Origin of the sequence: Tunturiibacter gelidiferens, from assembly GCF_051013345.1 — a bacterium.
Lineage (GTDB): Bacteria > Acidobacteriota > Terriglobia > Terriglobales > Acidobacteriaceae > Edaphobacter > Edaphobacter gelidiferens_A.
Map to the genome: position 1 here is coordinate 4,105,011 of NZ_CP132939.1, position 13,799 is coordinate 4,118,809.

The 13,799-nt window shown below is 59.4% G+C and carries 16 protein-coding genes and 1 pseudogene; 8 read left to right on the forward strand and 9 right to left on the reverse strand.

What is annotated here, in order from left to right:
• Positions 1–50: 50 nt before the first annotated feature.
• Positions 51–983, reverse strand: a complete 933-nt coding sequence (locus RBB80_RS20565) for an alpha/beta hydrolase (RefSeq protein ID WP_433964268.1) — start codon at positions 981–983, stop codon at positions 51–53.
• A 99-nt stretch (positions 984–1,082) separates the two neighbouring features.
• Between RBB80_RS20565 and RBB80_RS20570 the strand changes: the two genes are divergently transcribed.
• The 4 genes and pseudogenes from RBB80_RS20570 to carB all read left to right on the forward strand — a co-directional run bounded on the left by RBB80_RS20570 (position 1,083) and on the right by carB (position 6,765).
• Positions 1,083–1,394: a Rieske (2Fe-2S) protein gene (locus RBB80_RS20570; protein WP_433964269.1), complete on the forward strand. Its 312-nt coding sequence runs from the start codon at positions 1,083–1,085 to the stop codon at positions 1,392–1,394.
• A 397-nt stretch (positions 1,395–1,791) separates the two neighbouring features.
• Complete coding sequence (gene carA, locus RBB80_RS20575; protein WP_433964270.1) at positions 1,792–2,934, forward strand: glutamine-hydrolyzing carbamoyl-phosphate synthase small subunit; 1,143 nt, start codon at positions 1,792–1,794, stop codon at positions 2,932–2,934.
• An 84-nt stretch (positions 2,935–3,018) separates the two neighbouring features.
• A complete protein-coding gene (locus tag RBB80_RS20580; protein ID WP_433964271.1) occupies positions 3,019–3,468 on the forward strand; it encodes a hypothetical protein in 450 nt (149 codons plus the stop codon).
• A pseudogene (carB, locus tag RBB80_RS20585) lies at positions 3,452–6,765 on the forward strand (carbamoyl-phosphate synthase large subunit). The gene RBB80_RS20580 and the pseudogene carB overlap by 17 nt, the downstream one beginning before the upstream one ends.
• Positions 6,766–6,779: 14 nt before the next feature.
• Here carB and RBB80_RS20590 read toward each other — a convergent pair.
• Positions 6,780–7,265 carry a hypothetical protein gene (locus RBB80_RS20590; protein WP_433964272.1) on the reverse strand — a complete coding sequence of 162 codons (486 nt, stop codon included), beginning with the start codon at positions 7,263–7,265 and terminating at the stop codon, positions 6,780–6,782.
• A 117-nt stretch (positions 7,266–7,382) separates the two neighbouring features.
• On the opposite strand from RBB80_RS20590, the gene RBB80_RS20595 reads away from it, so the two are divergent.
• Together RBB80_RS20595 and RBB80_RS20600 are read left to right on the forward strand one after the other, a co-directional pair.
• Positions 7,383–7,796, forward strand: a complete 414-nt coding sequence (locus RBB80_RS20595) for a dihydrodipicolinate synthase family protein (protein WP_433964273.1) — start codon at positions 7,383–7,385, stop codon at positions 7,794–7,796.
• Positions 7,741–8,442, forward strand: coding sequence for a dihydrodipicolinate synthase family protein (locus RBB80_RS20600; protein WP_433964274.1), 702 nt, complete (start codon positions 7,741–7,743; stop codon positions 8,440–8,442). Before RBB80_RS20595 ends, RBB80_RS20600 begins: the two co-directional genes overlap by 56 nt.
• A 3-nt stretch (positions 8,443–8,445) precedes the next feature.
• Here the strand turns inward: RBB80_RS20600 and RBB80_RS20605 are convergent, their stop codons facing one another.
• Entirely contained in the window at positions 8,446–8,799 is a 354-nt protein-coding gene (locus tag RBB80_RS20605) for a tetratricopeptide repeat protein (RefSeq protein ID WP_433964275.1), read from the reverse strand.
• A 404-nt stretch (positions 8,800–9,203) separates the two neighbouring features.
• On the opposite strand from RBB80_RS20605, the gene RBB80_RS20610 reads away from it, so the two are divergent.
• Positions 9,204–9,371: a hypothetical protein gene (locus tag RBB80_RS20610; protein ID WP_433964276.1), complete on the forward strand. Its 168-nt coding sequence runs from the start codon at positions 9,204–9,206 to the stop codon at positions 9,369–9,371.
• Positions 9,372–9,574: 203 nt separating this feature from the next.
• On the opposite strand, the gene RBB80_RS20615 is transcribed toward RBB80_RS20610, so the two are convergent.
• The 3 genes from RBB80_RS20615 to RBB80_RS20625 all read right to left on the reverse strand — a co-directional run bounded on the left by RBB80_RS20615 (position 9,575) and on the right by RBB80_RS20625 (position 12,534).
• On the reverse strand, positions 9,575–10,330 hold the full coding sequence (locus tag RBB80_RS20615; RefSeq protein ID WP_433969787.1) for an OmpA family protein: 756 nt from the start codon (positions 10,328–10,330) through the stop codon (positions 9,575–9,577).
• Positions 10,331–10,417: 87 nt separating this feature from the next.
• Complete coding sequence (tolB, locus tag RBB80_RS20620; protein WP_433964277.1) at positions 10,418–11,788, reverse strand: Tol-Pal system beta propeller repeat protein TolB; 1,371 nt, start codon at positions 11,786–11,788, stop codon at positions 10,418–10,420.
• A 92-nt stretch (positions 11,789–11,880) separates the two neighbouring features.
• Positions 11,881–12,534: a TonB family protein gene (locus RBB80_RS20625; RefSeq protein ID WP_433964278.1), complete on the reverse strand. Its 654-nt coding sequence runs from the start codon at positions 12,532–12,534 to the stop codon at positions 11,881–11,883.
• A 2-nt stretch (positions 12,535–12,536) separates the two neighbouring features.
• Here RBB80_RS20625 and RBB80_RS20630 point away from each other — a divergent pair, with 2 nt between their 5' ends.
• Complete coding sequence (locus RBB80_RS20630; protein WP_433964279.1) at positions 12,537–12,713, forward strand: hypothetical protein; 177 nt, start codon at positions 12,537–12,539, stop codon at positions 12,711–12,713.
• Here RBB80_RS20630 and RBB80_RS20635 read toward each other — a convergent pair.
• Genes RBB80_RS20635 through RBB80_RS20645 form a run of 3 tightly spaced genes read right to left on the reverse strand, consistent with a single transcriptional unit; the run spans position 12,691 to position 13,797 of the window.
• Positions 12,691–13,104 carry an ExbD/TolR family protein gene (locus tag RBB80_RS20635; RefSeq protein WP_353068832.1) on the reverse strand — a complete coding sequence of 138 codons (414 nt, stop codon included), beginning with the start codon at positions 13,102–13,104 and terminating at the stop codon, positions 12,691–12,693. The genes RBB80_RS20630 and RBB80_RS20635 overlap by 23 nt on opposite strands.
• Before the next feature lie 2 nt (positions 13,105–13,106).
• Positions 13,107–13,397 carry a MotA/TolQ/ExbB proton channel family protein gene (locus RBB80_RS20640; RefSeq protein WP_433964280.1) on the reverse strand — a complete coding sequence of 97 codons (291 nt, stop codon included), beginning with the start codon at positions 13,395–13,397 and terminating at the stop codon, positions 13,107–13,109.
• Between the two features lie 55 nt (positions 13,398–13,452).
• Positions 13,453–13,797: a hypothetical protein gene (locus RBB80_RS20645; RefSeq protein WP_433964281.1), complete on the reverse strand. Its 345-nt coding sequence runs from the start codon at positions 13,795–13,797 to the stop codon at positions 13,453–13,455.
• Between the last annotated feature and the right edge of the window lie 2 nt (positions 13,798–13,799).

A 13,799-nucleotide genomic window follows, 5' to 3' on the forward strand; every position in this document is an offset into this window, starting at 1 on the left:
GATCCCTTTTGAAAAGGGTATCGCGGAGAGCGCGTGGATGAGGTGGGATCTTAGTGGGCGGGTGCCGGGGAAGGTACGAGTTGTGAGGTTGGGGCGGGCGGGAGGTATTGGTCGAGAAAGCGGGCTACGCTCTGGTGGTAGAGAGCGTCGGAGGCTGAGGGGAGTTCTACGGTGAGTTTGGGATCGGCGGCGGTGCGAAAGCTTTTGTCTGGTGACGCGGCGCGGGTAAGGAGAAGCTTGGGAGTTTTGAGGGCGGAGAGCGGTGCGGCGAGGGGGAAGTTTTCGTGAAAGAGGAGGCGGACTGGGAGGAGGCGGGCGCGGGAATCGCGCCGGGCTAGTTCGAGGAGGTCGGCGCGTGGAGAGTCAAGGATCAGGGCTGGGATGGTGTTGTGGTCGGTAGCCAATCGGGTGGCGAGGGAGGCTCCTACGCCGGTTCCGTAGGGGATGATCTGCTGCGCAGGGAGGGCGCGGGAGGTGGTGAGGTATTGCCAGGCGGAGTCGACGTCGTGGGACATGTTCTGCTGGCCGGGGCGGGTGGCGGCGCTCTGGCCGTAGCCGCGGTAGTCGAAGGCGAAGACGTTGAGGCCGAGGTTGTGGAGGTTGGCGAGGGTGGGGATGGAGTCGGCCAGGGAGCCGTCGGCGCCAGGGAGGAAGAGGATGGTGGCGTGGGCGTAGCGGGCTCCAGGTGAGGAGGGGATCCACCAGCCGGTGAGCTGGGGGGTAGCGGACTCGTCGGGGCCGAAGTGGATGAGCTCGTAGGGGATTCCTGCGATGGAGGTGGGAGCGGCCGAGGTGCGGATTGGGTGGAGGACGAGCTGCCACTGACCCTGGTAGAAGAGCAGGCAGAGGGTGAGATAGCCGCAGACGAGCGCCGCGATGACGGTTGCAGCGATGGCCTTGACGAGCCAGAGAGGGCTTACGACTTCAGGCTGGGGGTTGGTTGGCGTGGTGCGCTTGCTGGGCTTCGGGGTGGGGCGGGGCATGAGTCGGGCTTCTGTATCGACTTTAGCATTCGTGCTTGAGGTGGTGAGTCGTTTGGGTGGGACTGAACCATCTAAGATGGAGATAGCGGAGGATTTTGCGTGGCGCAGTGGGTGAGGTTGTGCGGGGTGGCGGAGGCTCCGCCGGTGGGACGGGTGATGGAGGCCGAGGTAGAGGGTATCGCGGTTTGCCTGGCGAATGTGAATGGGGAGTTGTCGGCATTGGATAACGTGTGTCCGCATCGGCAGGGGCCGCTGGGGCAGGGGTGGATTGAGGGTGAGGCGGTGGTTTGTCCGTGGCACTCGTGGGCTTTCAACGTGAAGACGGGGCTGGCGGAGTATCCGGCGCACGAGCGGGTGGAGGTGTTTCCGCTGCGGGTGGAGGGTGAGGACGTTCTGGTGGATATCGAGTAGCGGATCCGATTGGGGAATCAAGGTCGGAACATCGCTTCGATTGAGGAAAAAAATGTCCCTTGAGTACCGGAGGACGGGTTACGCTGCCTCTTAGCTACAAACCATTCGAAAGGGTGGCTAATCGAGAGGGAGTTCTGTCATGAAGCTGCGTTCGTTATTTTTTGCTGTAGTTGCCTTCGTTGTTCTTGCCGGTGCGGTAGTACCTGCCAACGCGTCGACCTATCATCATCACCGTCACCATCATCATCACCACCATAGCTAGAGTTTGAATAGATTGTGAAAGGGCTCGGCGATTGTGCCGAGCCCTTTTTTGCGTGCGAAGGGATTTGCCTGCGATCAGCGTTTGCAGTGCTAATGCTGATAGAATCTATTAAATCCACTCCAGGCAGGAGAGGCAATGCAGGCAATACTGGCGCTAGAAGATGGGCGCGTTTTTCGGGGTAAGAGTTTTGGCGCGCGGGCGGAATGCTCGGGCGAGGTGGTCTTCAATACATCACTGACCGGCTATCAGGAGATCTTTACCGACCCTTCTTATGCGGGTCAGATCGTGGTTCTTACCAATCCACATATTGGGAACTATGGAACTACTCCGAGCGATGCGGAGTCGAAGAAACCGTTCATCGAGGGTCTGGTGACGCGGGAGTTTTCGCCGATGAGCTCGAACTGGCGTTCGACGCAGGTGGCGGATGAGTATCTCGAGCGCTATGGCGTGCCGGTGATTGCGGAGATTGATACGCGTGCTGTGGTGCGGCACCTGCGGGCTAATGGCGTGATGCGCGGGGTGATCGCTTCGGGGGAGAATCTGGACGTCGATGCGCTGGTCGCCAAGGCGCGGGCGATCAAGAAGATGGAAGGAACGGATCTTGCGAGCGTCGTGAGCACGAAGGTTGCTTATGAATGGGATGCGAATGAGCCGAAGAATCAGACAGGCGATTCGCTGCTGACAGCCGCGGTTGAGGGTGACGTGAAGCAGATGCACGTGGTCGCATATGACTTCGGGATCAAAGAGAATATTTTGCGGATGCTGACGCGGGAGAACTGCCGCGTGACGGTGGTTCCGGCGAAGACTTCGGCTGCGGATGTGCTGGCGATGGAGCCGGATGGAGTGTTCTTCTCGAATGGGCCGGGCGATCCAGAGCCGCTGGAGTATGCAGTCGAGAACGTGAAGCAGTTGCAGGGGAAGGCGCCGATCTTCGGAATCTGTCTGGGCCATCAGATATTTGGGCTTGCGCTGGGTGGGAAGACTTACAAGCTGAAGTTTGGACACCATGGCGGGAATCATCCGATCATGAATCATCAGACGGGGAAGGTTGAGATTACTGCGCAGAATCATAACTTCGCTGTCGATCCGAAGTCTCTGGATGAGAAGACGGTGGAGAAGACGCATACGAACCTGAATGATCAGACGCTGGCTGGTCTGAAGCATAAGACGGACCCGATGTTCAGTGTGCAATATCATCCGGAGGCTAGTCCGGGGCCGCACGACTCACACTATCTCTTCAAGGATTTCCGGAAGATGATGGAAGAGTGGAAGAAGTAGATGATTTTGCGAGGTGGCACTTTTCTCATGGTGCTGCTTCTGTTTTCTTCTTCTGTTTTTGGAATCAAGAGAAAGACAAAAGCTGTGTACTGCACACACGCGATGAACGGCGCGTGGAGCTTGCAGCGGTTTCAGCCACTGATCAATCCAAGGGCTGGAACGGTGTTTGCGGAGCTCTCTTTTGCGGGAACCGCGCTCGAAGCGGCACGACAGCGGCAGTTTCATCCGGATCATGAAGTTGTCTTTGATTACAAGTTTGACAGCGCAGGGAAGCTGACCGCGTTGCTTGGAAGTGTGGAGATGTGGGGCCAGTGGCTGGGTGAAGCGAACCTTTACCCGGAAGCCGATGGAACGGTTGGAAGTTTTCACGTGAAGTACTACAAGCCGGATTCGCGGGATTTGATCAGCCATCCGGATGATGCCGAGGAGTATGCGGCAGAGTTGAGTCGTGTACCGATTTACAGAACTATCGAATCGTTGCCTTGTGGCGGTTCGTTGCAAGAAGCGGAGAAGATGAATGCCACGCAGGAATGACATTGCGAAGATTCTGGTGATCGGCTCGGGGCCGATTGTGATTGGTCAGTCGGCGGAGTTCGATTACTCCGGGACGCAGGCTTGTAAGGCGCTGAAGGCTGAGGGGTATGAGGTGGTGCTGGTGAACTCGAACCCGGCGTCGATCATGACCGATCCGGAGGTTGCGGACAGGACCTATATTGAGCCGCTGAATGCTGCTTATTTGGAAGAGATTCTCCGCGTCGAGAAGGAGATGCTTGATCCGGATGGGTTGTGCACGAGGGGTAAGTTTGCGGTGCTGCCTACGGTGGGTGGACAGACGGCGCTGAATCTCGCGGTGGATCTGGCGGACTCGGGCGTGCTGGATAAGCTAGGGATTGAGCTGATTGGCGCGAAGCTGGAAGCGATCAAGAAGGCGGAAGATCGGCTGCTGTTCAAGGATGCGATGACGAAGATCGGGCTGGATATGCCGCGGTCGGCGCTGATCAATAATCTTCGCGATGGGTTGGAGTTTGCAGCGAAGATCGGTTTTCCGGTGGTGATTCGACCTTCGTTTACGCTGGGTGGTTCGGGTGGTGGAATTGCTTACAATCGCGAGGAGTTGATGGAGATTCTTTCGCGTGGGCTTGATCTTTCGCCGGTGCATGAGTGTCTGCTCGAAGAGAGCGTGCTGGGTTGGAAGGAGTATGAGCTGGAGGTGGTGCGGGACCTGAAGGATAACGTCATCATCATCTGTTCGATTGAGAACTTTGACCCGATGGGTGTACATACGGGTGACTCGATTACGGTTGCGCCGGCGCAGACGCTGACCGATCGCGAGTATCAGTCGATGCGGGATGCGGCGATCCGTGTGATTCGCGAGATTGGCGTGGAGACGGGAGGGAGCAATGTGCAGTTCGCGGTGAATCCGCTGAACGGGCGCATGACGGTGATCGAGATGAATCCGCGGGTGTCGCGGTCATCGGCGCTGGCGAGTAAGGCTACGGGTTTTCCGATTGCGAAGATTGCGGCTCGGCTAGCGGTTGGGTACACGCTCGATGAGATTCAGAACGACATTACGAAGGCGACGCCGGCGTGTTTTGAGCCGACGATTGACTATGTCGTGGTGAAGATTCCGAAGTGGCAGTTTGAGAAGTTCCCTGGCGCCGATGAGGTTCTGGGGCCGCAGATGAAGTCGGTCGGCGAGGTGATGGCGATTGGCAGGACCTTCAAGGAAGCGATGATGAAGGCGGTGCGGTCGCTGGAGACGGGCAAGAAGGCGACGGCGGATGAGATTGAGCCGCGGCGGTTGACACAGCGTTTGGTGACTCCGCATCCGGAGCGGTTGAGCTACGTGCGTTACGCGTTTGAGCGGGGGATGACGGTGCGCGAGGTTGCACGCATGACCTCGATGGATCCGTGGTTCCTTTACCAGATGAAGCAGATCACGGATGAGATCAAGGCGGTTGGCGGCGTGCCGATGGCTGAGGTGACGGCGGAACAGTTGCGCGCGGCGAAGCGGATGGGGATCTCGGATGAGAGGCTGGCGGCGAGTTGGGGCTTGACTGGCGCTGAAGGTACTGCGGCTGTGCGGGCGTTGCGGAAGAAGCTGAATGTGATGCCGGTATACAAGATGGTGGACACGTGCGCAGGTGAGTTCGAGAGCTACACGCCTTATCTGTACAGCTGTTATGACGAGGAAGACGAAGCGGCGCCGACGAACAGGAAGAAGATTCTGATTCTGGGGAGCGGGCCGAACCGGATTGGGCAGGGAATTGAGTTCGATTACTGCTGCTGCCACGCTGCGTTTGCGCTTCGTGAGGATGGGTACGAGACCATCATGGTGAACTGCAATCCGGAGACGGTGTCGACGGACTATGACACAAGCGACAGGCTGTACTTTGAGCCGCTGACGCTGGAGGATGTGCTGGGCGTGTATGAGCACGAGGCATCGTCGGGTGCGGAGATCGGGATGATCGTGCAGTTTGGCGGTCAGACACCGCTGAATCTTTCGCTGCCGCTGAAGAAGGCTGGCGTGCCGATTATTGGGACCTCGCCGGAGTCGATTGATCTGGCGGAAGACCGAAAACGGTTTGGAAAACTGATTGAAGAGTTGAAGATTCCGCAGCCTGAGGGCGCGATGGCTACGAGTGTGCAAGAGGCTGTTGCCGGGGCGAATCGTGTGGGGTATCCGGTGCTGGTGCGGCCTTCGTATGTGCTGGGTGGACGCGCAATGGTGATCGCGTACGACGATGAGGCAGTTGTGCGGTATATGTCGACGGCGATTGAGTACTCGCAGGAGCGGCCGGTGTTGATCGACCACTTCCTGGAAGACGCGGTCGAGTGCGATGTGGATGCGCTGTGCGACGGCGACGATGTGGTGATTGCTGGGATTATGCAGCACATCGAAGAGGCGGGAATTCACTCTGGCGACTCTTCCTGCGTGCTGCCTGCGGTTGATCTGAGCGATGACGTGCTGAGGGCGATTCGCGAGTACACACGCAAGCTGGCGATGGCGTTGAGCGTGCGCGGGCTGGTGAATATTCAGTTCGCGATTCAGCGCGGGATTGTTTATGTGATTGAGGTGAACCCACGAGCTTCGCGGACGGTGCCCTATGTTTCGAAGGCTACGGGGATTCCGCTGGCAAAGATCGCTTCGCGGATTATGGTGGGGCGGAAGCTGAAGGAGTTGCTGCCGGAGCAGACGGCAAGCGGCAACGATCTGGAGACGGGCTCGCACTACTTTGTGAAGTCGCCAGTGTTTCCTTGGGGCAAGTTCCCGGGCGTGGATACGGTGCTTGGGCCGGAGATGAAGTCTACGGGCGAGGTGATGGGGGTCGCGGATAATTTTGGCGAGGCATTTGCGAAAGCTCAGATTGCTGCTGGACAGGTGCTTCCGCTACAGGGAACGGTGTTTCTTAGCGTCAACGATCACGATAAGGAAGGCGCGGTGTTGCTGGCGCGGGATTTTGTGGAGATGGGATTTCACCTGGTAGCAACGCATGGCACCGCGCTTGTGCTGGAACAGGCTGGGCTGCAGCCGGAGCGCGTCTACAAGGTGAAGGAGGGTCGTCCGAATGTGGTGGACCTTATCAAGGAGACCGGATTCAGCTGATCGTGAACACACCGCATGGGCAGGATACGTTCTTCGATGAGAAGGCGATTCGGCGGGCGGCGGTGATGGCGAGGATTCCGACTATTACAACGCTGGCAGCTGCGCGGGCGGCGGCCGAGGGTATCTCTGCGTTGCAGGACGGCACCTTGAGTGTGGTTGCGCTGCAGACGCTGCACGCGAACAGGATTGCGGGCGAGGTCAAAGCGGTTGCGGTTGTCGATTAAAAACGTCAGCTGAATCAGTAGGGTTCGCGGGCGATCTTTGCGCCGATGGCGTAGCTGATCATGGAGAGGGAGAGCCAGGTGCCGATGAGGAGGCCGTCCCCGCCCATGAGCCCGCTGCCATGGCGGAAGGTGAAGAAGGTGCGCCAGAGCTTTTCAACCGCTCCGCAGTTCTCGCAGAGGCCTTTGCCGGTGGGCAGGTCGAGCACCCAGACACAGACGATGGAGAAGATGACCAGGCCTGAGATCCAAGTGTAGGGCGCGATGTCGTTTTGCAGGAGGCGAGTGACGATCGCGCCGCCGAACAGGGGGATCAGGGCGGCGAGAATGGTGGCGAGCACTTTGGGAGTTGCCGAGTCTGGGTCCGGGTGATTGAGCGATAGCACCACGATGACGATGGCAAGCATGAGGACGGCGATGAGGGTGTGGGTGAGAAACCAGGAGGCTTCGCGGCCAAGGTCGCCGAGAGATTTGCCCTGCGAGATGTCTCGTCCGTTGGTCATAGATATCAAAGGTTAGATTACTGCAATGGGGTTTCGTCGACAGGGCCTGTGGTTACGTCTTTCGGGTTATGGGGCACGGCTCCGCATGGATTGGGTATTCGCTTTTAGAATAGAGAGATGCTTCTTGATGGGCTTCAACTGCCGCTGACTACACCGTTCTATCCCGACGGACGCCTTAATCTCCATAAGCTGGAACACAATGTGGAGCGCTACTCGAAGACGCCGGCCGCAGGGCTTGTCGCCCTGTGTGATTTAGGGGAGCCGACTTTGCTGTCGGAAGAAGAGACGCGACATGTGTTGCGGAGTGTTGTTGCGGGGGCTGCGGTGGAGAAGGTGCTGATTGCAGGGGTGTCGCGTGACAGCGTGGCGCATACGCTGGAGTTGGCGGAGTCGGCTGCTGAGTTTGGATACGATGCTGTGCTGGTGAAGCGGCCTTCGATGCTTCGGGGGTGTCGGAGAACGGACGAAGGAGCTGATGGCTTATTTTCGGGGTGTGGCCGACCGGTCGGCGCTGCCTGTTGTGTTGTATAGCTCTGCGTCCGATGAGGGCTTTGTGTTGCCTGCGGAGGTTGTCATGGAGCTCGCGGGACATCCGAAGGTTCTCGGGATGGCGGATGGTTCGGGGGATCGTGCGCGGATGCAGGCGATCATGACGGGAACCGCGAGCTATAAGCGCGATGTCACGGTGACTGCAGTGTTCGCGGCGGTGACTGGGAGGATGCAGAGTCGAATTGAAGGCGCTGAGGCAAAAGATTTGATTCTGGCGACTGCATTGACAGACGGGGGAGCTGCGGTGGCGACGTCTTCGAAGACTATTGCGAAGACAAGAACGAAGAACGTGAGATTTCAAGTATTGTCTGGAAGGTCTGATTGGATGTTGGAGGGCCTGAGGAGTGGCGCTGTGGGAGCGATGCCAGCGTTTGCGGCGGCGGCTCCGCAGGCCTGCTACGAGGTGTTGGCGGCGTGGAAGGATGGTGATGAGGGTTTGGCGGAGGAGAAGCAGATTCGGTTGCAGGATGTGGCGGTGAGGATTGAAAGACAGATGGGAGTTGCAGGGATCAAGTTTGGATGTGATTTGAATGGGTACTTCGGAGGGAGGCCGCGTCTGCCCTTGCTGCCGCTTACGGGGGAAGAACGGACGGAGATCGAGGCTTTGATGCAGGGGATGCGTAACTGAGACTTAGTGTTTGGGGGTTACGGGGATACCCATGCCGCTGAGTTTGCTGCGGGCCTGCATGGACTCCGGCGCATTGGGGAAGCGCTGGATGAGGGCGCGAAGCTCGCGGGTGCCCGCTTCGTTTTCCTTGAGGTTGAAGAGCGCTATGCCCTTGTGCAGGTGGGAGGCGGGGACCTTGTTGCTGTCGGGATACTGCTCGAGGACGGCATCGTAGGACTTGATGGCTGCTGGGTAGCGGCCGTCGCGGAAGTCGATCTCGGCTTGGTAGTAGAAGGAGTTTCCTGAGAGCGGATTGTCAGGGTAGTACTTGACGACGTCTCCGAACTCTGAGGAGGCGAGGGGGTACTTGGCGGCCATGTAGTCGCCAAGGGCTGTCTTGTAGAGCTCGTCGGCGGGGGGAACGGCAGGGCCGGGGGTGTCAGCTGCCTGGGGGATGCTTGCCGAGGGTTTGCCTTTTTCCCGCTTGGGGCTGGGGTGGTTGGAGGAGCTGTTGTTAGCGGCGCGGGATTTGAGGGCGGGAGTGTGGCGGAGCCGGTCGGCTGCGGCATGCCGGCACTCATAGACTGCTGCTGGCTCTGTACATCCTGCATCAATTTTTGGAGGGTTGCGATGCGGGCCTTGATCTCGTCGACGGAGTCGTTGAGGGATTGGATCTGGCCAGAGACCTGGTCGACCTTTCCACCTTGCGCCTCCTGCTGGGTCTGTAACTGCTTGCGCATTGTGTCGACGTTTGCACCCATCTTGTTGATGGAGTCGGCGCTTTGTTGGATGAGATCTTTCATGACGCCCATGCGCTCGTCGTTGGACTGCTGAAGACGGGCTACGGCATCCTGCAGCTCCTGAATCTGGGTCTGCAGCTGCACCATGTCTTTGCTGACGGCGAAGGCTGGGGCAGAGCAGAACAGGACGACCGTGAGGAGGGCGGCTAATGGGATCGTCGGGATGACGAACTTGCGGTGAACTGGTTGCAATGGTTTGATCATGTCAGAGGTACTCGGCTTTCTGTCTTCCGTCGACCCTCCGCGTGGTGGGCTGCGCGAGGAACTAAAAAGAGTTGGGGTCAGGTTAGCAGAAACCCCTGTCCTTGATTCAGGACAGGGGAAGGGTGGTTTTTGATTGGGTTGCGATGAGGCTAGCGGTCGATGGAGAACTGGCCGCGGCGGTTTTGCTGCCAGCAGCTCTCGTTCTCTTCGGTGCAGAACTGCTTCTCTTTGCCGTAGCTGATGACGCGAAGACGACTGGCCTGCACGCCGGCGGAGATCAGAGCGGTGCGAGCGGCGTTGGCGCGATTTTCGCCGAGGGCAAGGTTGTACTCTGCCGAACCGCGATCATCGCAATAACCGCCGATGACCACGCGGATGGCGGGGTGAGCGGTGAGGTAAGCTGCTGCTTTAGAGGCGGCTGTGGTTGCGTCGGGACGAAGATCGTAGCTGTCGTAGTCGAAGAAGACGTCCTGAACGTTCTGGTGGAAGGCGGCTTCGGTGCCCATGTCCGTGTCTGCCGGAGGCGCGGTGGGTGCGACAGGTACACGGACGGTTACGCGGACGCTGGCTTCGGTGGTGCCGCCGTCACCTTTCGCGGTGAGATGAAAGTTGGTGGAGCTGGCCGGGGCAACGGTCTGGGTACCGTTGGTGCTGACGTCGCCGATGCCGTCGATGGTGACAGAGGTTGCGTTCTGTGTGCGCCAGTTGAGGACGACGGATTGGCCGACGTCAATGGAGAGCGGGTCCGCGGTGATGGTTGCGGTGGGGCTGGCAGCCGGAGGAGCAGGCGCAGGACCGAGCGCGTTGGGGTCGATGCCGCTGGCTTTCTTGTGGCAGCCGGTGACGGCGCCGATGGAAATGAGGGTTGCTGCAATCACCAAGGTCTTGCGAATTCCTGTTTGCATCGCGTTCATTTGATATCTCCTGCCAACGGTAATGGTGCAAAGATCAAGTTGCCTGCGAAGCGCTTCCGCAGAGACGATAAGAAATTTCTATTTCCAACTCCAGTTGGGCATGTCTGCGCCGGCGCCGGTGAGTTCATGCTTTTGCGTGCCGTCGGCCAGCATAGTCATGATCTTCATGTGGGTGGCTCTGCCGTCGGGTGAGTTGGCATAGACGATGTGGCGGCCATCGGGGGACCAGGACGGGAAGTCGCAACGTCCGCCGTCGTGGGTGAGTTGGATCCAGCGTTTGGTGGCGATCTCCATGACGTAGATATCCTGTCCACCGGGTGCGCCGGGGCCGTACTTGCGATCCCATGCGAAGGTGAGGAACTGTCCGTTGGGAGACCATGAGGGTGAGGTGGCGTACCCGCCATCGGTCATGCGCTGGATGTTGGAGCCGTCGACGTCCATTACGTAAAGCTGCGGGAGATTGGTGCGTCCGCTGATCCAGGCGATCTGCGATCCGGTGCGGGGGTTGAAGACGGGGGAGACGTCGGGTCCGCGGAAGCTGGTGACGCGGCGCGAGGAGCCTCCGTTGGTGTCGGAGATCCAGATCTCGGGGTCGCCGCTGCGGGAGGAGGAGTAGGCGATGTCCTTGCCGTTGGGCGACCATGCCGGCGAGAGGTTGGTCCCGCCGGTGGCGGTGAAGTTCACCATGCGGTTGAGGACGAGAGAGAACATGCGGATTTGGAAGCCATCGCGTCCGAGTGAGGAGAAGGCGAGGCGGGAGTTGTCGGGCGAGATGCGAGGCGAGAGCGAGACTGTGCCGAGGTGTGTGAGAGGGTGCTGGTTGGCTCCGTCGTAGTCCATCTGCCAGATCTCTTTGTCGGCGCCTGTGAGCTTGACGTAGTAGATCTTCGATTCGGCGATGCCCTGGCTCCCTCCGCTGAGACGGAAGATGATCTCGTCCGCGAAGCGATGGGCGATCTGGCGGGCCGAGTCGTCGCTGGCTTCCTCGCTGTACTGCTTGGCGAGTACCTGCGGGTATTGGAGATTTTTGGCATCGAAGAGGAAGCCGTTGCAGGTGATTCTGTTGCCCTGAACGCTGAAGCTGCCGAAGGCCACCATGGCCGCGGACGTAGGTGCATCGGCCCACTGCTGAATTTTGATCTCTGCGGGCGCGCCTGGAGTGGATTGGGGCAGAAGACTCTTTGAGACGATGTCGAAGATCCCCGCGTTCGAGAGGTCCGCGTAGAGGGTCGCGTCGAAGGTGTGTTTGAAGGCGGCGGTCTGCGTATCTGCGGAGTCGGGTTTGAAGTCGGCGACTGCGATGCGGATGTTGGAGACACCGCTGGAGGTTTCAGTCTTGAAGCCTTCCTGCGCCTGGAGGGCGGAGGCGGCAACGAGAAGAAGGAGAAGAACTCCAAGACGACAAAGGTAAGCGTGCCGACAGAGCGGCGTACGTTTTAGTCTGAGCATTCTGTTCTATGTTAGACGCAAAACCGACAAGACGGGGTGTCCGTGCGAAGTTGCCAAGAGAATCAAAGAAAACACTCCTGGAAACAAAGTTTTTATTGAGGGTGAAGATGGAAGGTGTATTCGACGGTGATGTGATCGCCTTGTGGGAGTGGACCAAAGCCGTCGACACGCTGTACGGCGCGCATGGCGGAGAGATCAAGCGAAGGTGAGCCGCTGGGAGACTCGACGCGGGGGTTGGAGGGAACCCCTTCGCGATTGATATCGAAGATGATGGTGGTGCTTTTGCCGATGGAGGTTCGCGGATCCGCTTCGGCGGTGTACCAGTTCTGCGCAACCTTGCTGTTGACGATGTTGACGTAGTAGGCGAAGCGCTGGCCGAACGTACGGTCTTCGACGGAGACGCTGGCGGTCCCGTTCTTTACCTCAAGCGTCGATTGCGCAATGCGGACGCCTGCGGTTTCGCCGGTGACTGCTTTGGTTGGCGGCGGGGTGACGGGCTGGATGTGTTTTGGTGGCGCTGGCGTGGGCTTTTCAGCCTCTTTGATTGGTTTGGTGATCTTTTCAGGGATCGCTACTTCGTTAGGTGTAGGTGGCGGTTCGGTTCTCTCCTTGGTGATGACGGGCGCGGGGCTTGGCGCTTCCGATGTGAGGACGCCGGTGTCCAGGGTACGCTGCGTGGGCGGAAGGGGAGCGAGGAGACCATGGTGGCCTGAATGGCTCCTGCGTTGGAGGCGTTCTCGCCCCAATCATGGCCTCGCGTGTGGAAGATGAAGGCCCAGCCCAGGATGGCGGCGGCGATGAGGCCGTGCAGCACGATCGAGCCGACGAAGTTTGCGCCGAGCTTATCGGAATTGCTATCGCTATCGCGACCGATTGTGAGAGATGTATTTATGTCACCCTCCTCACTTCTGGATTGGCTGAGTGACGATGCTGATGTTGGTGATGCCGGCCTGCTTGACCGCATCCATAACCGAAGCGAATGCGCCGAAGGGCACGCGCTCATCGGCTCGCAGGTAGATGATGCGCTTGGAGGGGTCGGCTTTGCCTGTGGATCTCAGCAGCGTGGGGAGTTGGTTGACGTTGACGGGTTTGTCCTGCAGGAAGACGTTCTGCTCGCGGTCGATGGTGACGACCATGCGCTCTTCGGTGAGTTGGTTGACAGAGCGTGTCTTGGGAATCGCGACCTCGACACCGGACTGGAGAACCGGAGCTGTGAGCATGAAGATGAGCAGAAGCACAAGAACGACGTCGACCAGCGGAGTGATGTTGATCTCGGCGAGCGCGGTCTGGGTGCGTCCCTTGGCTGAGAAGGCCATCGCTAGAAGGTCCTCCTGCGGATCTCTTCGGGCTGCGGCTGCGGCGGCTGGCTGGGCGGACTGATCATGGCAGCGTTTTCGATGGCGTTGAGAAGCTCGCGGCCGAAGTCGTCCATGCGCGCCCCGAACTCGCGTAGACGGGCGGTGAGCTGGTTGTAGCCGACGACGGCGGGAATGGCGACGACGAGGCCTGCGGCGGTGGTGATGAGGGCCTCTGAGATGCCGGGGGCGACGGCGCGGAGGGTTGCTGCGCCTGCGGTGCCAAGGCCGTGGAAGGCGTCGATGATACCCATAACGGTGCCGAAGAGGCCGATGAAGGGGCGATGGCTGCGATGGTGGCCAGCCAGGTCATGCGGCTTTCCATCGCGGTGAGAGCTTCGCTTGAGGCAGTTTGGGCGGCGCGTTCGAGTGCGACGGGATTGCGGGGAGGCCGCGTCCGCCGTTCTGGCGCTGGTACTCGTCGTGAATCTCCGTGAAGACGGCGACGAGTGGGCTGGGCTTGAACTGGTCGGCTACGGCGGCGATTTCGCTGAGGCGAGTCGATTTGCGAAAGGCCCGGACGAAGCGCTGGCTCTGGGTATGGGCCCTGCTGAAGCTGGACCACTTGGAAAACATGATGGCCCAGGAGAAGATGCTGGCGAGAAGCAGGATGACCAGCACAGCGAAGGCGACAGGGCCGCTGTTATGGACCATCT